Annotated in this window: 16 protein-coding genes; 8 read left to right on the plus strand and 8 right to left on the minus strand. The window is 71.7% G+C overall.

Translation table 11 applies throughout. From position 1 onward, the window contains the following. Positions 1-31: 31 nt before the first annotated feature. The 7 genes from MUU77_RS00325 to recC form a co-directional block, all read right to left on the minus strand. Positions 32-835, minus strand: coding sequence for a restriction endonuclease (locus tag MUU77_RS00325; protein ID WP_245090181.1), 804 nt, complete (start codon positions 833-835; stop codon positions 32-34). Positions 836-936: 101 nt separating this feature from the next. Beyond that, entirely contained in the window at positions 937-1,761 is an 825-nt protein-coding gene (locus MUU77_RS00330; RefSeq protein WP_245090185.1) for a hypothetical protein, read from the minus strand. A gap of 122 nt (positions 1,762-1,883) precedes the next feature. Beyond that, positions 1,884-2,228 (minus strand): hypothetical protein, encoded by a 345-nt coding sequence (locus MUU77_RS00335; RefSeq protein ID WP_245090188.1) that lies wholly within the window; start codon positions 2,226-2,228, stop codon positions 1,884-1,886. A gap of 8 nt (positions 2,229-2,236) precedes the next feature. Next, a complete protein-coding gene (locus MUU77_RS00340) occupies positions 2,237-2,509 on the minus strand; it encodes a hypothetical protein (RefSeq protein ID WP_245090191.1) in 273 nt (90 codons plus the stop codon). A 171-nt stretch (positions 2,510-2,680) separates the two neighbouring features. After that, positions 2,681-4,531 carry an exodeoxyribonuclease V subunit alpha gene (recD, locus tag MUU77_RS00345; RefSeq protein WP_245090194.1) on the minus strand — a complete coding sequence of 617 codons (1,851 nt, stop codon included), beginning with the start codon at positions 4,529-4,531 and terminating at the stop codon, positions 2,681-2,683. After that, positions 4,528-8,142: an exodeoxyribonuclease V subunit beta gene (locus tag MUU77_RS00350; RefSeq protein WP_245090197.1), complete on the minus strand. Its 3,615-nt coding sequence runs from the start codon at positions 8,140-8,142 to the stop codon at positions 4,528-4,530. The genes recD and MUU77_RS00350 overlap by 4 nt, the downstream gene beginning before the upstream one ends. Next, complete coding sequence (gene recC / locus MUU77_RS00355) at positions 8,139-11,480, minus strand: exodeoxyribonuclease V subunit gamma (RefSeq protein ID WP_245090200.1); 3,342 nt, start codon at positions 11,478-11,480, stop codon at positions 8,139-8,141. Before recC ends, MUU77_RS00350 begins: the two co-directional genes overlap by 4 nt. Positions 11,481-11,696: 216 nt before the next feature. Between recC and MUU77_RS00360 the strand changes: the two genes are divergently transcribed. The 6 genes from MUU77_RS00360 to MUU77_RS00385 all read left to right on the plus strand — a co-directional run bounded on the left by MUU77_RS00360 (position 11,697) and on the right by MUU77_RS00385 (position 15,938). Then, positions 11,697-12,485: an ATP-binding cassette domain-containing protein gene (locus tag MUU77_RS00360; protein ID WP_245090202.1), complete on the plus strand. Its 789-nt coding sequence runs from the start codon at positions 11,697-11,699 to the stop codon at positions 12,483-12,485. 166 nt (positions 12,486-12,651) lie between these two features. After that, complete coding sequence (locus MUU77_RS00365) at positions 12,652-13,404, plus strand: MlaE family lipid ABC transporter permease subunit (protein ID WP_245090204.1); 753 nt, start codon at positions 12,652-12,654, stop codon at positions 13,402-13,404. 3 nt (positions 13,405-13,407) lie between these two features. Then, positions 13,408-13,947, plus strand: coding sequence for an outer membrane lipid asymmetry maintenance protein MlaD (gene mlaD / locus MUU77_RS00370; RefSeq protein WP_245090206.1), 540 nt, complete (start codon positions 13,408-13,410; stop codon positions 13,945-13,947). An 8-nt stretch (positions 13,948-13,955) separates the two neighbouring features. After that, positions 13,956-14,612 carry an ABC transporter substrate-binding protein gene (locus MUU77_RS00375; RefSeq protein ID WP_245094081.1) on the plus strand — a complete coding sequence of 219 codons (657 nt, stop codon included), beginning with the start codon at positions 13,956-13,958 and terminating at the stop codon, positions 14,610-14,612. Next, positions 14,596-14,898 (plus strand): STAS domain-containing protein, encoded by a 303-nt coding sequence (locus tag MUU77_RS00380; RefSeq protein ID WP_245090208.1) that lies wholly within the window; start codon positions 14,596-14,598, stop codon positions 14,896-14,898. Before MUU77_RS00375 ends, MUU77_RS00380 begins: the two co-directional genes overlap by 17 nt. Positions 14,899-14,927: 29 nt before the next feature. Then, entirely contained in the window at positions 14,928-15,938 is a 1,011-nt protein-coding gene (locus tag MUU77_RS00385; RefSeq protein ID WP_245090210.1) for an MlaA family lipoprotein, read from the plus strand. Positions 15,939-16,042: 104 nt separating this feature from the next. Here the strand turns inward: MUU77_RS00385 and rmuC are convergent, their stop codons facing one another. Beyond that, positions 16,043-17,392 carry a DNA recombination protein RmuC gene (gene rmuC, locus MUU77_RS00390; protein ID WP_245090213.1) on the minus strand — a complete coding sequence of 450 codons (1,350 nt, stop codon included), beginning with the start codon at positions 17,390-17,392 and terminating at the stop codon, positions 16,043-16,045. A 163-nt stretch (positions 17,393-17,555) separates the two neighbouring features. On the opposite strand from rmuC, the gene MUU77_RS00395 reads away from it, so the two are divergent. Continuing rightward, the gene (locus MUU77_RS00395) at positions 17,556-18,206 is read left to right on the plus strand and encodes a suppressor of fused domain protein (protein ID WP_245090215.1); all 651 of its coding nucleotides are present in this window, start codon (positions 17,556-17,558) and stop codon (positions 18,204-18,206) included. 172 nt (positions 18,207-18,378) lie between these two features. After that, positions 18,379-19,815 carry an amino acid permease gene (locus MUU77_RS00400; protein ID WP_245090218.1) on the plus strand — a complete coding sequence of 479 codons (1,437 nt, stop codon included), beginning with the start codon at positions 18,379-18,381 and terminating at the stop codon, positions 19,813-19,815. Positions 19,816-19,921: the final 106 nt, after the last annotated feature.

The raw sequence follows: 19,921 nt of genomic DNA on the forward strand, positions 1-19,921 counted from the left end.
TCCCCACCGGCGCCTCCGGCCCCGGGCAGGCTCAGCGGGAGCCCCTGCACACCGGGAAGGCCGGACAACCCCAGAATCCCTCTCCCGTTCGCCTGTTGGTCCTTCGCACCATCACGGCACTGCACTCGGGACACTGCGGCGCGCGCGGCCCTGCAGTACCCCGATCGAAGCTGCGGGCCGTCTCCGGGGGCGCGGCGCCCGCCCGCTGCACCTCCCGGATCAGCCCCAGCAGCATCGCACCATCGATCAGCTCGATCGGTTTGCCGTCCGCGAATCGTGCCGCATCCGCGGTGAACCCGCCCAGCGCGGCGATACGCACGGCGTCCGCACCATGGTGAGCCAACAGGCCGTACATCTCGCGCACCACGTTGACCGGCACCTTCTCGCGCCGCCACTGCTTGCACTGCACCAGCGTGCGCTTGCCGTCGCGGTGCAGGACCAGGTCGATGCCGCCATCGGCGCCCCCCAGGCCGGTCTCCTCCACCGTGTAGCCACGACGGCGATAGGCCTCGCCCACCAGGCGCTCGAACTCGCGCCAGCCCAGCGCGGCCAGGCTGTCCAGCCCGCGGCGCGTGTCGAGCAGACGGCGCGCGCGCCGCGCGCCGAAGAAAGACACGCCGGCGGCGATCAGGCACAGGCCCAGGAACATCCATGCCAAGGGCATGAACGGATGCGTGGCCGCGCCGAAGGTCGTCGCGAACGCCCCACCGCTGCGCGCGAACAGCCAGGGAATGCCATGGGCGATGGCCAGGTAGCCCAGCACGCCCACCGCCAGCCCCACGGGCCAGGGCAGCGCGGCAAGATCGTCGAAGAAGTGCTTCCTACCACGTCCCATGTGGCGTCCCCGGTTACCCCCGGGCGGACCTTAGCGCGATGCGCGGCTGCCCGCACGGTCGCTGCCGCGCCGTTCGTCGGGAGGGGGCGTCGAGACGAACGTCAGTGACCGTCAGACCCGGGAGGCACAGGCGTGGGCGATACGCCCAGGCGAACCAGGGCGGGCCCGGCTTTGGGCTCGCCCAGTGCCCGCGCCTTCTGCAACCATGCGATGGCGGTCGCGCGGTCGCCGGCATCGGCGTACATCAGGCCGGCGTTGTAGGCCCCGATGGCACTGCCCATGCCTGCGGCGCGTTCGAAGGAGGCGCGTGCGCGCTGCGGGCAGAGCATGAACACGTCATGGCCCACGCCTGCCCGGACGACGGCCGCGGCATTGCCTTCGCTGGCGAACCGGTCCTCGAAAGCCCCGGTCCACCCGGCCACCAGCGGCATCAGCACCTCCGCGCCACGCTCCACGGCATACGGACCGGTCTTCCAGACGGAAAACGCCTGATGCGTGGTGCGCGGCTCGCCGGCCGCGCTCAGCCAGAGGAACCCGTCGCTGCCATCCACGGGAACACCATCCAGTGCGTTCGACAGCCGCCGCGCCAGCGTATCCGCACCGCCATCGGGTCTGGCCGCGGTCCACGAACCGGCGAGATGGACCCGGCGATCCGTCTCCGAGCGCTTCGCCCGGATCACGGCCGCCATCTCTTCGACGGTCACGATGCGATCTTCGGCGTCGTACATCCGCCAGGGACTGGTCTGCAGCGCGATGGTGAACGCGTCCGGAATATCGAACGCGGTGGTGGCCTGGTACAGGGCTTCCCCGCCCGAAATGCAGGTCCGGGACGTCGTCGGATCGCATTGCGGGATGGACACCATCCCTTCAAGCCCGGTTGCCGTGTCGCAGGCCAGTCCCGCGCCCGGCGCCAGCAGTGCGACCAACGCCAGCACGCATCGCACGGTATGGCACATGCCCTGTCTCTCCCTTGTTCCCGGCGCCGACCATGGCCCGAGCCGGAGCGCTGCACGAGATGCCAGCGCGCGCCAGGCACTGTCGGACCGGATCAGCGCCAGCTGGCCTTGCGCGAGGGCGGGGGCGGGGCGGGCGCGGGGTCGATGACGGGCACCAGCATGGACAGGCGCGCCCGGGCGAAATCGCCGCTGCCGTCGACATCCAGCTTGCCGGCGCTGTTGGCGTTGATGAGGCCGGTGTCGAGGAACACTTCCTCGCCGACCGCCACGCGGTGGCGCGTACTGCACAGCTTCGCCGGTACCTGCAGGACGCTGATGCCATCGCGCTGCCATTTGGTTTCCGGTGCCAGGCGCCGGACGATGGAACCGTCCACCCACACGTCCACCGAATCCGATTGCACCGACCGGCACTTGCCGATCCCGACATCAAAGGTCATGCACCCTCCTACAGGGCGGTATGCGTAAGCGTGAAAAGGAACCCGCGCGCTTCGAGCAGCGCGCGCATGCGCTGTTCGGCCGGTGCGCGATGGAACTCGCGGCCCGCCCACAGCCCGAAGCAGGGCCTGCCCGTGCTGTTGCCGTGGCCCGGCGGTCGTCGCGACACGGCGATGTCGAGCGACTCGCAGGCGGTGGCCCACATCACCCGCAGATCGCCCGGTCCGATGGATTGCCGGGACCCCAGATGGAGGATGAAGACCTGGGTCTGATGGTTCGCCACACACACCTCGTCGGCACGCGCGAGCGCGCGGGATGGGCCGAGAGGAGATAGCCAGCAGCAGATGCGGCGAAAGGGACTGCCCGTCAGCAGTGACAGGTATACGCCGTTGGGGGGCTTATCGCAAACAACCTGGGGCACCGGGGCGTCGCTGCGTGCAGCGTGGGCGCGTGTTCAGCGTGCGCCCAGCCGCCACCCGAGCCCCGACCACCGGCCCGCGTGGCGCGCCAGCGCTTCGCGGATCACGGCCTCGCTGGCGGCCACGTGCAATGCACGACGTGCGCGGGTGATGCCGGTGTAGACCAGCTCGCGCGACAGCACGCGGTTGCCGCGTGCGGGCAGCAGCAGCCACACCGTGTCGAACTCCGAGCCCTGCGCCTTGTGCACGGTCATCGCGAAGGCGGATTCGTGCGCGGGCAGGGCCGCCGGATGGAACGCGCGCGGGTGGGCCGCATCGTCGCCGGGAAACCATGCCACCAGCGTACCCGCCGCATCGCGCAGGCAGAGGCCGATGTCGCCGTTGAACAGGCGGTGCCGGTAGCTGTTCTCGGTGACGATCAGCAACTGGCCGTGGAAATGGCCTTGCGGGGCGCGTACCGATCCACCGCCTTCGGCGAGCAACCGTTCGATGCGTGCATTGAGCGTGCGCGCGCCTTGCGGGCCTTCGCGTACCGCCGTCAGCAGGCGCAGGCGCGTGGCCTGCGCTAGCGCATCGGTGGGCGTGGCGGCCTGGCCGAGCGCGCGGAAGTGGGCCAGCAGGACGTCGCGCTGCGCCTCCAGCGGATCGGCCAGCCCTTCGTCGAAACGCACGTTGGACAACGTGCCCGCGCGCAACTGCGACAGCGCGGCGTCGGCGTCGCCTTCGCGCACGGCGGCGGCCAGCGGCGCGAGATCCAGCGCTTCGCTCTGCCGCCAGCCCCTTTGCAGGTGGACGCGGATGCCGGGGAACTCCGTTTCCCTGTCGTCCTGAGCCTTGATGCACGCCTGCGTGTCGCCGAGCAGGGGCCGCAGGGCGTCCGCATCCGCACATGCGATGGCATCGCCTGCGCCCGCCGCAGCGAGGATGGCGGCCAGCACGTCGCCGGCTTCCACCGACGGCAACTGGTCCGGATCGCCCAGCAGCACCAGCCGCGTACCGCTGGCCACCGCGTCGACCAGCCTGGCCATCAGCGGCAGGTCGATCATCGATGCCTCGTCGACGACCACGACATCGAACGGCAGCGGATTGTCGCGGTCGTGGCGAAAGCGCGGCGTATCCGGAATCGTGCCCAGCAGGCGATGCAGGGTGGTGCCGCTGGTGGGCAGGGCGGCGAGCAGATCCGCGTCCACGCCCGAGGCGGCCAACGCCTGCACCGCCTGGCGCACGCTCTCGGCCATGCGTTCGGCGGCACGGCCCGTGGGCGCGGCCAGGGCGATGCGTGGTGGCGCGCGGCCTGCGTGCAGCGCCTGCGCGAGCAGCAGCACCAGCAGGCGTGCGGTGGTGGTGGTCTTGCCGGTACCCGGGCCGCCGGTGACCAGCAGCAACGCATGGCGCAGCGCGAGCGCGGCGGCGCGCGCCTGGCGGTCGTCGTGTGCGGCCTGCGGGAACAGGCGGGCGAACAGTGCCGCGAGCGGTTCAATGCCTGCTTCCGGCACCGGCTGCGCGGCGATGCGCTGCAGGCCCAGCGCCAGTGCGCGTTCGTACTCGCGGTAGCGACGCAGATAGAGCAGGCCGCCCTCCAGTACCAGCGGAGCGTGCGGGTCGGCGACAGCGCAGGCATCGTCCGGCGTGTCGACCCAGCGCGAGGCCGCCAGTTGTCGTGTCCACGCCGCGGGATCGGGCCAGGCGATCTCGGCCTCGACCAGTGCGCCCGCCGCGTCGGGACGCACGCCGGCATGGCCCTTGGCCACCGCCAGCGAGGCCAGTGCGGCCGCGGCGAGCACGGCATCGGGCGTATCGCGATCCAGCCGGCGCAGACTCTGCGCCAGCGCGTGGTCGAGCGTGCGCAGGTGACCGCCCTTGTACAGCGCGTCGAGCAGGCTCATGCAGCGGCCTCCGTCGCATGGCCGGCGAACAGCGCATCGAGCGCCTGCACCAGTTCCGGCGCGAAGCGTTGCGCATGCACCCCGGGCGAGCGCGGCTGGGCGAGGTCCAGTCCGCGGCAGAACAGGTAGCGGATGCCGCCGAAGTCGCGTGCATAGTCGTAGGCATCGCCCAGCCGGAAGCGCAGCCAGCGGTGCAGCGCCAGCGTGTAGATCAGCGCCTGCAGGTCGTATTCGCTGCGCGCCATCGCCTGCTGCATCGCCGCCGTGTCGTAGGCGGGCAGCTGGTTCGACTTGTAGTCGAGCACGTACCAGCGGCCGTCATGCCCATAGGTGAGGTCGATCAGGCCGGTCATCAGGCCCTCCAGCCGCGCACGCGTGCCGAACCCGCTGCGATGGCGCAGCAGGCCATGACGATGCAGCAGCGCGAGCAGCGCCGGCACGCCGGTGGGCCGCATGGCGAAGTGGAACTCGATCTCCGCACGACGCAACGCCGCCGGCACGTCGGCCAGGCGCACGCCTTCGGGCAGCGTCGTGCACAGCGTCTGTCCCACCAGCGGCACCAGCACCGCAAGGCCGTCGTCGATGTCGGCTTCGGCGTAGCCGCCTTCGCGCAGCGCCTGCACGATGACCTCGGCCTGGCCGGCGGGCGCCGGATCGCGCGGCTGCCAGGCGCGCCATGCGGCGAAGTCCGCGTTCTCCAGCGCGGCGTGCATCACCACGCCGAAGCGGCTGCCGGCGAAGCGCGGATCGGCCGCTGCGGGGACGGTGGCGTCGCGTGGTGTTTCATCGAGTTCCGGCGCGGGCGTTTCGTCGCCGCCACCGGGATCGGCCTGGGTGGACGCGGCCGCGGGATCGCCACCGCCCTCGGCGCGCGCCAACTGGGTGAAGCTGTAGACCCACCAGTCCGGTGCGATGCGGCGGGTCGCGATGCGGGCGGGCGGCACCGGACCTTCGGAGGCCGGCGGCAGCCAGGGCACGGAGGCCGGCGTGGGCGCGCCGTCGACGACGATGCCCGGGTCACGTCCGGTGAGGGCGGCGAGATCGCGCACCATCGGCGTCAGCGGCGACTGCGCGTGCTGGTAGAACGGGCCCGTGGCCAGCCACAGCGCGTGCCGTGCGCGGGTCAGGCCGACGTAGAGCAGGCGTGCGTCCTCGGCGCGCTGGGCGTCGATCCACTGCATCCGCGCTGCGTCCCAGCCGGACGTCTCCGCCTGCAGCCGCCACTGCAGCACGCGGCCCTCGGCGCCGGTGACGACGGCGCGCTGACCGGGATCGGGCGCCCTGCCGCCGATGCCGGCGTAAGGCAGGAACACCAGCGGGTATTCCAGGCCCTTGCTCTTGTGCAGCGTGACCACCTGCACGCGGCGGGCATCGGACTCCAGGCGCAACAGTTGCGCGTCGTCGTCCGCGCCCGGGCCGGCGTTGGCGATGGCGGACGCCAGCGCGTCCACCAGCCCGGGCAGGCCCAGCGCGCGCGCATCGGCTTCCTGCAGCGATTCGGCCAGCTGCAGGTAATTGGTCAGGCGGCGCTCGCCATCGAGCAGGCCGAGCAGGCGCGGTGCGTGCTCGGCGCACAGGTCGCTGACCAGGGCCAGCGGGCCGCCGTGCTGCAGGCGTTCGCGCCAGTCCTGCGCACGCAGATGCCAGCGGCGCATCGCATCGCCGTCGGCTTCCAGCGCGGCGATGCCGCCCGCATCCACGCCCAGCAGGACCGTGGACAGCGCGGTGCGCAGCAGGCCGTCGTCGGCGCTCTGCAGCATGCGCAGCAGCGCATGCAGTTCGCGCGCTTCCGGGGTGGCGAACAGGCTGAGCCTGCCGGCGGCCACCGCGGGAATCCCGACGGCGGCCAGCGCCTGGCGGATGCGGGTGGCGTCGCGGTGGGTGCGGACCAGCACGGCGATGTCGCCGGGCTGCACCGGCGCGCCCTCGAGCGTCGCGCTGCCCGCGCGCGCCTCGGTCAGCACGCGGTGGATGGCCGCCACGCAGGCGGCGGTTGCGAGATCGCGCGAGGCGCCTGCGCTCCACGGCTTCGTCTTGCCGGTGCCGTCCGGCGGCGGTGCCGGCGCCTGCCACAGCGTCAGTGCGGGCGCAGGCGCGCCACCGCGCAGATGGTCGCCATCCTCGCGCGTGCCGCCGGAGCGCACGGCATGGAAGGCGATGCGCGGATCGACGAACGCAGCATCGCCGGCCTGCGCATACAGCGCCTCGACCGCACGCAGTACCGACGGGCGCGAACGGAAGTTGTGCGACAGCGGCGGTGCGGCGGCGGCGCCGTCCTTGGCAGCGAGGTAGGTCTCGACGTCGCCGCCGCGGAAACCGTAGATGGCCTGCTTGGGATCGCCGATGACGAACAGCGCCGGCTCGCCGCTGGCAGGACCGAACGCGCGCTCGAAGATGCGCCACTGGCGGGGATCGGTGTCCTGGAACTCGTCCACCAGCGCCACCCGGTACTGCGCGCGCAGGCGCTGCACCAGGTGCCCGGCGTGCGCCGAGGCGAGCGCATCGGCCACGCCGTCGATCAGGTCGTCGTAGGTCTGCACGCGCAGCTGCCGCTTGCGCAGCGCCATGCGCGCGCGCGCGTCGTCGCGCAGGCGGTGCAGCAGGGCCACTCGGCGGGCCTGGCGGTAAGCCTCCATCGCGGCGAGCGCGTCGAGGTAGGGCGGAACAGCGTCGCACAGCGGCGAATCCGGGGTGCGACCGGCATGCGCCTTGTTGGTCTTGCCGGCCAGCGCATCCCGGGTGAGCCTGGCCAAGCGTTCGTCGTCGAAGGGCAGGTGCACCTGGCCGCTCCCGCACCAGCGGCCCAACGCGTCGAACAACGCCTCCAGCCAGGCAACCTTGTAGCTCTGGCCGTTCAGCACCTTGGCCTCCACCGCACTCACCAGCGCCGCACGGAAGTCGGCGCCGTGCGCGCGGAACGCGGCGGCCAGCGCGTCGCCGGCGGCACGCAGCGCGGGCGCCGGATCGGCCGGTGGCGGCTCGACCGGCGACGGACGCAGCACGTCCTCGCGCAGCAGCGGCGCCAGGTCGGCGGCCAGCGCATCGGGGCCGCCCTTCCACAGCGCGAGCAGGTCGTCGGCGGCCTCGTCGGACGCGCCATGCGCGCGCCACAGGTCGGCGGCGATCTCCTGCCGCAGCGGCAGGTCGTTGGCCAGCAGTTCCGGCGCATCGAAGCCGTGGCCGGTTTCCAGCGCATGCTCGCGCAGCACGCGTGCGCAGAACCCGTGGATGGTGAACACCGACGCCAGGTCGATGCCGTCGGCCGCCTCGCGCAGGCGCCGCCGCAGCGCGTCGCGCGGTTCGCCGCTGCGGGCGGCATGCGCCTCGAGGATGGCGCGCGTGGAGGCCGCCTCCGGCGTCTCCTCGGCGGCCGCCACGGCGGGCAGCGACGCCGCCAGCAGCAGGCGGGCGCGGATGCGCGCGCGCAGCTCCTGGGTGGCGGCTTCGGTGAACGTCACGGCCAGGATCTGATCGATGCGCAGGCCGCGTTCGACCAACAGGCGCACGACCAGCGTGGCCAGGGTGAAGGTCTTGCCGGTGCCGGCGGAGGCCTCGATGGCCTGCACGCCCTCCAGCGGCAGGTCCAGGTAGGGATCGCGCGCGCCGCTCATGCGCCGTCCTCCGCCTCGAAGGCGCCGGCCAGCGCATGCAGCGCATCGGCATCGGTGTCCGCATGCAGCACGCCCTCGGTGACGGCCAGGTAGATCGCCATCGCCAGGTCGACGAAGCGCAGCCGCATGGCCGGGTCCGCGAACGGGTCGCGTCCGCGCAACGCCAGGCGCAGCGCTTCGCCCTCGCCCTCGGCCCAGCTGCGTTCGCTGCCGTACCACTTGGCGGCGGCGGCCTTCAGGCCCTTCTCCAGGTCCGGCGCGGCGCGGAAGAGTTCCCAACCGCTGTACGGCGCGAACGGCAGCGGTTCGCGCAGGCCGTCACGGCGCAGCGCCAGCAGGCGGCGCAACACCTGGCGCGCCTGTCCCGCCTCCAGCGGCGCGCGCGCGTGCGGGCCGACGCCCGCGTCGCCGGCGTCGTGGAACTGCACCAGCGGCATGCCCACGCCGGCGGCACTGGCGAGCAGCCAGTCCAGGCCGTCGCGGATCGCGGCGTTGCCGCCGGGCGCGCCGAGGCGAACGCGGGCGATGCCATGCGGGTACAGGCCGTCCAGCGTGCCGTGCAGCGCCAGGCCGTCCAGCACGATCTCCACACGGAGGCGTTCGGGCACGCTGTCGCCTCGCCAGTCGGCGAAGGCGCGCGCGTACGGCATCACCTCGTCGTGCAGCACCGCCAGCGTGCGCCGGCCCAGCGGACCGGACGGCAGCAGGCCGCGCGCGCGCAGGCTGGCATGCGTGGCCGCCGCGTCATCGCCGCGCAGGAGCGCCTCGAACACCGCCGCCTGCACTTCGCTGCGCGCCAGCCCGCGGTCCGGCATGCGCAGCGGCTCGATGTCCTCGCCGGCGTCCTCGATGCCGTCCAGCCGCAGGCCCAGGCGCTGGCGCAGGAACTGTTCGGCCGGCGCCAGCAGGAAGCGGCGCAAAACGTCGATCGGCACCGGCGATGCGTCGTCCTCGGGCGGCATCGCCTCGCCGCTGAACCAGGGCGGCAGCGGCGCGCGACGCGCGGCCACCCGGCCCGCCGCGGGATGCCACTGCCCGCGGTAGCTGAAGCGCCGCGGTTCGCCGTCGCCGCCGAACGCCGCCGGCGCGAACGGCTGCAGCGGATGCTGCACGGGCAGCGTTTTGGCCGCGGTCGCCGGCGCCGCGTGCTGGCGCGCCGCGGCGTCGATCAGTTCGCTGACCAGTACCGACGGCTCGCGCGCGCTGCCGTCGCGCGGATCGGCGCCCAGGTAACTCAGGTAGAAGACGTCCTGCGCGGCGGCGAACAACTGCAGGAACAGGAAGCGGTCGTCCTCGCGCAGCGAACGGTCGCCGGGTCGGCGGCGTTCGGTCCCCAGTTCGGCGGTGAGCCTGCTCAGGCCGGCGGCGGGATCGCGTCGCGGGTAATCGCCATCGTTCATGCCCAGCACGCAGATGACGCGGAACGGCAGCAGGCGCATCGGCACCATGCGGCCGAAGCTGATGCCGCCGGTCAGCAGCGGCGCGCGGGTGTCGGCTTCGGCCAGCACGGCGGCGAAATGCGCGCGCACCACGTCCGCAGGCACCGCGCCGTCGTAGCCGGCGGTGGCGGCATGGCGCGCGAACTCGTCCACCAGCGTGCGCAGGCGGACCAGGGCGCGTTGCCGCGCCGGCAGCGCGGGTTCCTGCGGCAGCAGCGCCGCGAGCAGCCCGAGCAGGCGTTCTCGCCACTGCGCAGGGGTGCCGGCCTCGCCCAACGCGCTCTGCTGGTGCGCCAGCACACGCAGCAGGCGCACCAGCACATCGAGCGCGTCGAGCGCGCTGCCCTCCAGTTCCGGCCAGGCGGCGACGCCGGCGATGTCGCCCTCGCTGCCGCTGGCGTGACCCAGCAACAGGCGGTCGAGCGCGAACTGCCAGGTGTAGGCGTCATCCGCCGGCGCACCGTGGGCGAGGCGGTGCTTCGCGTCCAGTCCCCAGCGCGCACCGGCGGCCTGCAGCCAGGCGTGCAGACGTTCGAACGCGGGCGTGTCCAGGCCGGCGGCGTCGGCGAGCGGCGCGCTGGCCAGCAGGTCGAGGATCTCGTTCAACCCGAACCGCGACACCGGCAGGCCCAGCAGGCGCAGGAATACCTCCGCCAGCGGTTCGCCGGCCAGCGGGCTGGTGTCGGCGAGCGCATATGGCAGGCGGTCGCCGTCGCCGGGCACGCCGAACACGGCTTCCAGATAAGGGACGTACGGGTCGATGTCCGGCGCGAGCACGGCGATCTCGCGCGGCTGCAGCGGCGGGTCGAAGCGAGGATCCTCCAGCAGCGCGCGCAGCTGGTCGTGCAGCACCTGCAGTTCGCGCAGGCGGGTGTGGCAGGCGTGCACTTGCAGGCTGGGGTCGTCGCTGCGCGGGGCGGGCAGCAGGTCCACCGGTTCCGCGCGGCGATGGAACAGGTCCGACTGCAGGCGCCGCAGCAGGCTGCCCCGCAGGGAGCCGCCGCCTTCGCCGGGATCGGCATGGCCGCTCACATCGAGCGTGGGGTGCATCAGTTCGTATCCGCCGATCACCGCCATGAAGTCGCGGCCAGCCGCCCCCCAGGCCTGCAGCAGGGGATTGTCGGAGGCCTGCGCGTCGGTGGCGCCGGCGCGCAGGCGCTGCAGGTCGCCCCAGTAATCCTTCACCGGCGAGGGCACGTAGAAGTGCAGCGTGCCCACTCGCGCCTGGGTGGCCAGCACGCGCAGCACGTCGGGCGAGACGTTGAGCGTGGCGAAGGCGAACAGGCGCGGCGGCAGGCCCTGGGGCAGCGGCCGGCCGGCCGCCTCGAAGCGGTCCAGGTACTGCTGGATGCGGCGCGCGCGATGGTCGCGGCCCTGGGCGACATGGCGCCAGAGGATCGCCTGCGGATCCTCCGGATCGGCACCGCCTTCCCAGCGCAGCAGCCAGTCGCGGCGCCAGGCCTGGTACTTCTCGAACACGTCCGCCAGTTCGCCGGCCAACGACCACGGCTTGAGCGGGTCGCCGCCGGCCAGATAGGCGGCGATCTGCGCCAGCGCCGGGCGGGCCAGCAGGGACGGGTCGGTCAGCGCCGCGTACAGCCGCCAGCGCAGCGAGTCGGCGCCCAGATCGTCGCCGTCGCCTGACCCGTTCGCCTTCAGTGCGTGGGCGACGAATTCGCCGGGCGTGACGAAGGCGAGGTTCGCGGCCACGCCGTGGCGCTCGGCCAGCGTGGCCTGCAGCCAGCGCCGCATCGCCACCTGCGGGATCAGCACGGTGTCCGGCGCCAGCAGCGGCGCGCCTGGTACGGGCCTGCCCAGTTCCCGCGCCAGCAGGCCGGCCAGCACCTCCAGCGCATTGGAGTGGTAGAGGCGGAAGTCGGGCGTGGCGTCGGTGGTCATCGGCGCCGTCATTGTGCCGGATGGCGGTCGCAGCGCCGGAGACCGCACGGTTTGGGCCACAGCATCCCGCACGACCGTGCGCGAGGGCGCCAGCCGGATGTCACAATAATCAAACTGCGCGGTACGGTTATGTTCAGCCGCTGGCCGCGAAGCTACACCGTTGTTTTTCTGTTAACCCGTGGACCCGGTCCGCGGACCCGCTCGCCGACGACGCCCATGACGCCTGCCGACGCTCCCGCCGTGCACCTGTCCGGCCTCCGCCTTGACCGCGGCGGCCGCACCATCCTGCGCGACATCGGCCTGACGGTGCCGCGCGGCAGCATCGCGGCCGTCCTCGGTCCGTCCGGCAGCGGCAAATCGACGCTGCTGGCCGCGCTGACCGGTGAGCTGCCGCCCGCCGCGGGTACGGTGGAGGTGTTCGGCCAGCCCGTGCCGCACGGCAGCCGCGCGCTGCTGGAGATGCGCAAGGGCATCGGCGTGCTGCTGCAGGGCAACGGCCTGCTGACCGACCTGACCACGGCGGAGAACGTGGCGCTGCCGCTGCGCACGCATACCAGGCTGCCCGAGGCGCTCATCCGCCGGCTGGTGGACCTGAAGTTGAACGCGGTCGGCCTGCGCGCCGCCGCCGACGCCTACCCGCGTGAGCTGTCTGGCGGCATGGCGCGCCGGGTGGCACTGGCCCGCGCGCTGGCCCTGGACCCGCCGCTGATGCTCTACGACGAGCCGCTGACCGGCCTGGACCCCATCGCTTCGGGCGTGATCATGAGCCTGATCCAGCGCCTGAACGACACGCTGGGCCTGACCAGCATCATCGTCAGCCACCACGTGCACGAGACGCTGCCGATCGCCGACCAGGCGGTGGTGATCGCCAATGGCGGCCTGGTGTTCTCGGGCACGCCCGCCGAACTCGACGCCACGACGGACCCGCTGGTGAAGCAGTTCCTGCGCGGCGAGCCGGATGGCCCGATCGCGTTCGATACCGTCAAGCGCGGGGAGGCGGCATGAGCGCGACGGGAATGGTGAATCGGGAATGGGGAATCGCCGGAGCGGCTTGCGGCGGGCCAGTGGTCCGCGCGCTTGCCATGCGCTGGGCGTTTGCTTTCGCCCCTGCCAATCCCGATTCCCGATTCCCCATTCCCGGCTTTTCCGCCGCCCAGCGGAGGAAAAGCTGATGCCCGTGGCCACCGCCATCCGCTCGCTGGGCCGCGCCGGCCTGTTCTCGCTGTCGGTGTTCCGCGCATCCACGCCGACCCGCGACTTCCTGGCCGAGCTGACCCGGGAGATCTACAAGATCGGCGGCCGTTCGCTGCCGATCATCGCCGTGGGCGGGGCGTTCGTGGGCCTGGTGCTGACGCTGCAGGGTTACCGCACGCTCACCACGTTCGGTGCCAGCGACGCGCTGTCCACCCTGCTGGGCCTGTCGCTGTACCGCGAACTGGGCCCGGTGCTGACCGCGCTGCTGTTCATCGGCCGCGCGGGCAGCTCCATCGCCGCCGAACTGGGCCTGATGCGCGCCACCGACCAGATCAAGGCGCTGGAACTGATGGCCATCGACCCGGTGGCCAAGGCCGTCGCCCCGCGCTTCTGGGCGGCCGTGCTGACCGTACCGCTGCTGACCGGCTTTTTCTGCTCGCTGGCGATCAGCGCCAGCTATTTCGAGGCCGTGCACGTGCTTGGCCTGGACAACGGCACGTTCTGGTCCGCGTTGCAGAACAGCGTGGATTTCTGGGACGACTTCGGCGTGGCGCTGCTGAAGTCGGCCGTGTTCGGCGGCACCGCCGCGCTGGTCGCGGCCTACGTGGGTTTCCACGCCGAGCCGACCATCGAGGGCACCTCCGTGGCCACCACCCGTGCGGTGGTGAACGCCTCGCTGCTGGTGCTGATGTTCAATTTCGTCATGTCTGCATTGCTGTTCAGGAGCTGACCCATGTCCATCCGTGGACCCCGCCTCGAATTCGCCGTCGGCGCCTTCCTGCTGCTGGCCCTGGCCTCGCTGCTGGTGCTGGCGCTGGCTTCCACCAACAAGCGTTTCGGCGTGGGCGGCGGCAGCTACGAGCTGACCGCGCGCTTCTCCAACCTGGGCCAGCTGCGCAAGCAGGCGCCGGTGAAGATCGGCGGCGTGGTGATCGGCCAGGTGGCCGACATCCGCCTGGACCCGGTCAAGTTCGACTCGCTGGTCACCCTGTCCATCGACAGCCAATACAAGGATCTGCCCGCCGATACCGCCGCCGGCATCTTCACCAGCGGCCTGCTGGGCGAGAACTACGTGGGCCTGTCGCCGGGCGGTGACCCGGAGGTGCTGAAACCGGGCGATGAGATCGCCTTCACCCAGCCGGCGGTGGATCTGCTGCAGCTGGCCGGCAAGTACATGTTCAGCGGCGGCGCCAACAATGCCGGTGCAGGCTCCGGGGATGCCCCGGCCAGCGGCGAGACCGCGCCCCCCGTTACGGAAGAACCCACGCCATGAAGACCCTGATGAAGCATTCCTTCCTCGCCGCCGCCCTGTCGGCGGCCCTGCTGGCCTCCGCGCCGCAGGCCGTGTCGGCGCAGGCCGTCGCCGCCGCGGCCAGGCAGAACAGCGCCAGCCAGCTGGTGCTGAGCAGCAGCACGCGCATCCTGGCCACGCTCGACCAGCGCCGCGCCGAGTTCAAGTCGAACCCGGCCGCGCTGCGCCAATACGTCACCACCGAGTTCAATACGCTGTTCGACGGCGACTACGCCGCCCGCCTGGTGCTGGGCGTGCATGGCCGCGGCGCCTCCGATGCCGACGTGAAGCTCTTCGGCCAGGCCCTGACCGAACGCCTGCTGTCCGCCTACGGCGCACGCCTGGCCGACTTCAACGCCCGCCTGAAGGTGCGGGTGAAATCCGAGTCGCCGTTGCCCGGCGGCCGCGGCGTGAAGGTGGAAACCGAGTTCCTGCAGCCCGACCAGACGGTCACGCCGATCACGTTCTACGCGCGCAACGTCGGCGGGCAGTGGAAAGTGTTCGACGTGCTGCCCGAGGGCGTCTCGTTCGTGCAGACCTTCAAAACCCAGTTCGACACCCCGCTGCGGCAGAAGTCCATCGCCCAGGTGGCGGCGGACCTGAAGTCCGGCAAGCTGCAGGTCAACGGCAGTGCCAACGGCAAGTGATGCCGGCGTCAGGCGCGACGGCGACGCGCTGGTGTTCGCCGGCGCGCTGGATCGCGCGGCGGCCGCCTCGCTCTGGCCGCTGGCCTCGGCGCAGTTGGCCGGCGTGCAACGCTTCGTCCTGACCAACGTCACTACCGTCGACAGTGCCGGGCTGGCACTGTTGGCGGAACTGGCCGCCCGCGCGCGCGCCGCCGGCGCGTTGCCCCGCGTCGAGGGCCAGCCCACCGGCCTGGCCGACCTGCAGGCCGCGTACCGCCTGACGCCGGAACTGGATTTCCCGGCGTAACCCCTCCCCCGCAGTCACCAGGAATCAGGATGAATCTGTTCCGCCTCAGCACCGTCGTCCTGCTGGCCGCTCTGGCAACCGCCTGTGCGTCGGCACCCCCACCCTCGACGGCGGCGCCGGCCGATGCGGTGGTGATCGACAGTACCGCGACAGCGGCGGCTGCGTTGCCGCCCGAGCCGCCGATCGACCCGGCCAGCATCGACGCGCCGGCGCCGGCGCAGACCGCCGTGGCCTCGGAAAGCGAGGACGATTTCGCCGCCATCTACGGCCAGGGCGCCACCTACGACCCGGTGGCCGATCCCACCCTGCCCGCGCCGGCGCAGTCGCCGGTGGCCTACGACCCGTGGGAGAAGTTCAACCGCCGGGTGCACCGCTTCAACAACGCGGTCGACCGCACCGTCGCCCGCCCGCTCGCGCGCGCCTACGTCGCGGCGGTACCGCGGCCGGTGCGGCTGGGGGTGGGCAACTTCTTCGACAACCTGCGCCAGCCGCTGACCATGGTGAACCAGCTGCTGCAGGGCCGTCCGCGCGATGCCACGCAGACCTTCGGGCGCTTCGTGCTGAACTCGACGCTGGGCATCGGCGGCCTGTTCGACCCGGCCAGCGACCTGAAGATGAAGCGCCGCAGCGAGGATTTCGGCCAGACCCTGGGTACCTGGGGCTGGAGGCGCTCGCGCTACGTGGAGCTGCCGTTCTTCGGCCCGCGCACGGTCCGCGATGTGCTGGGGATGGCCGGCGACATGCCGCTCAGTCCGGTGCGGCAGATCGAAGACGACAAGACCCGCATCTTCCTGCAGGGCCTGAACCTGGTGGATACGCGCGCCCAGCTGCTGTCGCTGGACAGCCTGCGCGAGGGCGCGGTGGACGACTACGCGCTGGTCCGCGATTCCTGGCTGCAGCGCCGCAACTACCAGATCGAGAGCCACCGGGCCCCGCAGCAGCCGAGCGAAGACGAACTGCCGGAATACCTGCAGGAGGAAAACAATCCGACCGTGCCGGTGGACGCCATGCCCATGCCGGAGATCAACGGCGGCGGTTGAGGCGCGATCGCGATGCCTTGAGCGGAAACGGCGCCTTTCGGCGCCGTTTTCTTTTCAAGGTCCCTCTCCCCGCGCAGCGGAGAGAGTGTGCCCAGCCTGCATCCTCACTCCGCCTCGTCGCCACCCAGCAGCTTCTGGCTCTCTTCGCCAGGCAACGCTTCCACCCCGCGCAGCTGGCGCTCGATGGCGCGCGTGCGCACGCCGGCCTGCTTGATGCTGTTCTGCACGGTATCCAGCTGGCTGTGCGCCTTCTCCAGCACGGTGGCGAACTTGCCGAACTCGGTCTTCACCGCGCCCAGCAGCACGCGCACCTCGCTGGACCGCTTCTCGATGGCCAGCGTGCGGAAGCCCATCTGCAGGCTGTTGAGCAGCGCGGCCAGCGTCGTCGGGCCGGCGATCACGATGCGATGGTCGCGTTGCAGCGTATCGACCAGGCCGGGGCGGCGGATGGCTTCCGCGTACAGCCCCTCGGTGGCGAGGAACAGCACCGCGAAGTCGGTGGTGTGCGGCGGCACCACGTACTTCTCGTTGATCGACTTCGCCTGCACCTTGATCGCACGCTCCAGCTGCGTGGCGGCGATGCGCATCGCATCGGCGTCGCCGCGCTCCTGCGCGTCGATCAGGCGTTCGTAGTCCTCGCGCGGGAACTTGGCATCGATCGGCAGCCACACGGGCACCTCGCCGTCCTGGCGGCCGGGCAGGCGGATGGCGAAATCCACGGCCTCGTTGCTGTCCGGACGCACCTTCACGCTACTCGCGAACTGCTCGGCCGTCAGCACCTGTTCCAGCAGGTTCTCCAGCTGCACTTCGCCCCAGCCGCCACGGTCCTTGACGTTGGTCAACACGCGCTTGAGGTCGCCGACGCCGGTGGCGAGCTGCTGCATTTCGCCCAGGCCCCGTTGGACGGCCTCCAGCCGCTCGGACACCAGCGAGAACGACGCATCCAGGCGCTGGGTCAGGGTGGCCTGCAGCTTCTCGTCCACCGTCGCCCGCATCTGCTCCAGCTTCTGCGCATTGTCGGCCTGCAGTTCCTTCAGGCGGCCTTCCAGCGTGGCGCGCATCTCGCCGATGCGCTGTTCGTTGCGCTGGGTGAGTTCATTGAGCCGCTGGCCCAGCGCATCGGCGAAGCGCTGCTGCGATTCGGACGCGTCCAGCCGGCCCTTGCGCGCGTCTTCGCTGAGGGTATCGCGCAGCACGTCCAGGCGCTGGTCGGTGCGGGTGCTCAGGTCGGCCAGGCTGCGCGCGAAGCCGTCGATGCGGACTTCCTGCGCGCGCGACAGGCCTTCCAGCTGCTCGCGCAGCTCGCTGCGCCCCTCGCGCTGCTCGTCGCGCAGGGCGCGCTCCAGCAGGTCGCCGATCCGGGCTTCGGGGCGGCGCAGCACCAGCACCGCCAGCAGCACGACGGCGATGGCGACGAGAATCGACAGGAGGACGAGCAGGGTCTGGGAATCCATGCCGACAGTGTAGCCGCTGGCGTCTCAGCGCCTGAGGCGGGCACAGCGCGAACCCCCTCGCAGCGGAAGCGCGCGCCACGTCACGGGACGCGGATGCGCGGCTTGACCCCCGGGGGGCGGCGACGCACAGTCGCGGCGCACTGACCGCTTGGGGAAGGCCGGCATGCTGCAACGTCTCCGCACACTGATGGGCGCCGCGCCCGATCCCGCGCCTGCGCTGGCGGCAGCGCGCGACGCCGCCCTGCTCGCGGCATTGGGCGAACCCGAGCGCATCGACCGCGACGGCGACCGGCGCCACCGGGTGGACGTGCACGTGTACGCCCGCGATTTCGCCGCCGATGGCTCCCCGGGCCGGGACGAGGGCTGCGTGCTGGTCACCAGCGGCATGAGCGACCGGCTGATGACGATGCCCGAGGGGTACGACGGCGACGAGTCCGCCGCGCGGGAACTGCTGTGGTACGTGCGCGCGCCGCATCCGGCCTTCATCGAACGGCTGCGCTGGTTGGCCAAGCTACCGTTCGCCGAAGGCAGCTGGCTGGGCTACGGCCACGCCGTGCCGCTGCCGGAACCTCCGCTGGCGGGCTCGCCGTTCTCCACCTTCCTGCTGCTGCCGCCCGTGGTGGCGACCGACCGCCACCTGTTCGACAACCTTCACCTGCACGGCCAGGGCGTGGAGCCGCTGGCGGTGCATCTGATATCCGACGCCGAATACGACCTGGTGCGTTCGGACGAGGGCCTGGACGTGTTCCTCGACCTGCTGGACGTGCACCGCTACCCGCTGATGTTCGATCCGGCGCGCCCGTCGTATCTCTGAACCGGCCCGCGCCGCGCGCGGCGTGATGCGCCGCCGATTGCCAGCCGGGCCGTGCGCGCATAGGCTGCTGGCGGCCCCGGGGCGGGGATGCGCCCGCGGGTCATGCCCCCTCACCTTTCCCTGCCGGCCCGTTGCCGGCATGCCGCCCCATTGACGCATTCGAGGAGTTCCCATGACCTGGCTACGGCGCAAATCCATCGACCGGATCACCCAGCACGAAGAGGGGCGCCGGCTGGTGCCCACGCTGAGCTGGCCGCACCTGGTCGCGCTGGGCATCGGCGCCATCGTGGGCACGGGCATCTACACGCTGATCGGCGTGGGTGCGGACAAGGCCGGTCCCGCCGTGCTGCTGTCCTTCGTCATCGCCGGCGTGGTCTGCGCCTGCGCGGCGCTGGCCTATGCCGAACTGTCGACGATGATGCCCGCCGCCGGCAGCGCCTACACCTACAGCTACGGCGTGCTGGGCGAATCCATCGCCTGGATCGTCGGCTGGAGCCTGATCCTGGAGTATTCGCTGGTGGTCAGCACCGTGGCCGTGGGCTGGTCCGGCTATTTCGTCGGGTTCCTGCAATGGGTGCAGCAGAACTTCGGCTGGAACGTCACCCTGCCCGCCGCGCTTGCCGCAGGCCCGCACGCGGGCGGCGTCATCAACCTGCCGGCCATCCTCATCACCTTCGCGGTCGCCGGCCTGCTGATGGCCGGCACGCGCGAGAGCGCCACGCTCAACGCGATCCTGGTGGTGTTCAAGCTGATCGCACTGGCGGTGTTCATCGCGGTCGCGCTGCCGGCATTCAATCCGGACAACCTGCAGCCGTTCATGCCGTTCGGCTTCCCGAAGTCGCTGGATGCGGCCGGCGTGGAGCGCGGCGTCATGGCGGCCGCGGCAATCATCTTCTTCGCCTTCTACGGCTTCGACGCCATCTCCACCGCGGCGGAGGAGACCAAGAACCCCGGCCGCGACCTGTCGATCGGCATCATCGGCTCGATGATCGGCTGCACGCTGATCTACCTGCTGGTGGCGCTGGCCGCGGTGGGCGCGATGAGCTACACGGTGTTCGGCAAGAGCGCCGAACCGCTGGCGCTGATCATGCGCGAGCTTGACCATGGCACCGCCGCGCTGGTGATCGGCGTCGTCGCCATCATCGCCCTGCCCACCGTGCTGCTGGCGTTCTTCTACGGACAAAGCCGCATCTTCTTCGTGATGTCACGCGACGGCCTGCTGCCGCGCGGCCTGTCGAAGGTCAACGCGCGCACCGGCACGCCGGTCGCCATCACCGTGTTCACCGCCGTCCTGGTGGCCGCGCTGGCGGGCGTGGCGCGGCTGGACGAGATCGCCGCACTCGCCAATGCGGGCACGCTGGCCGCCTTCGTCGCGGTCGGGGTATGCCTGCTGGTGCTGCGCAGCCGCGAACCGGAGCGCCCGCGCGTGTTCCGCACGCCGCTGGCGTGGGTCGTCGGTCCGGTCGCCATCCTCGGCTGCCTGTACCTGTTCTGGAGCCTGCCGCAGAGGACGCAGCTGTGGTTCCTGGCGTGGAACGCCGTCGGCTTCGTGGTGTATCTGGCCTACAGCCGGCGGCGCAGCGTGCTGGCGAAGGGCGGCGATGCGTGATCGCACCACGGCACGCATGAAGGAAAAGCGGGCTCCGTCCCGCTTTTTCTTTGCCCGCAACCGCGCGGGATGACGACGCCATACGCAGGCGTGTGCAGGGCCAACG

Origin of the sequence: Pseudoxanthomonas sp. F37 (assembly GCF_022965755.1) — a bacterium.
Taxonomy (GTDB): domain Bacteria; phylum Pseudomonadota; class Gammaproteobacteria; order Xanthomonadales; family Xanthomonadaceae; genus Pseudoxanthomonas_A.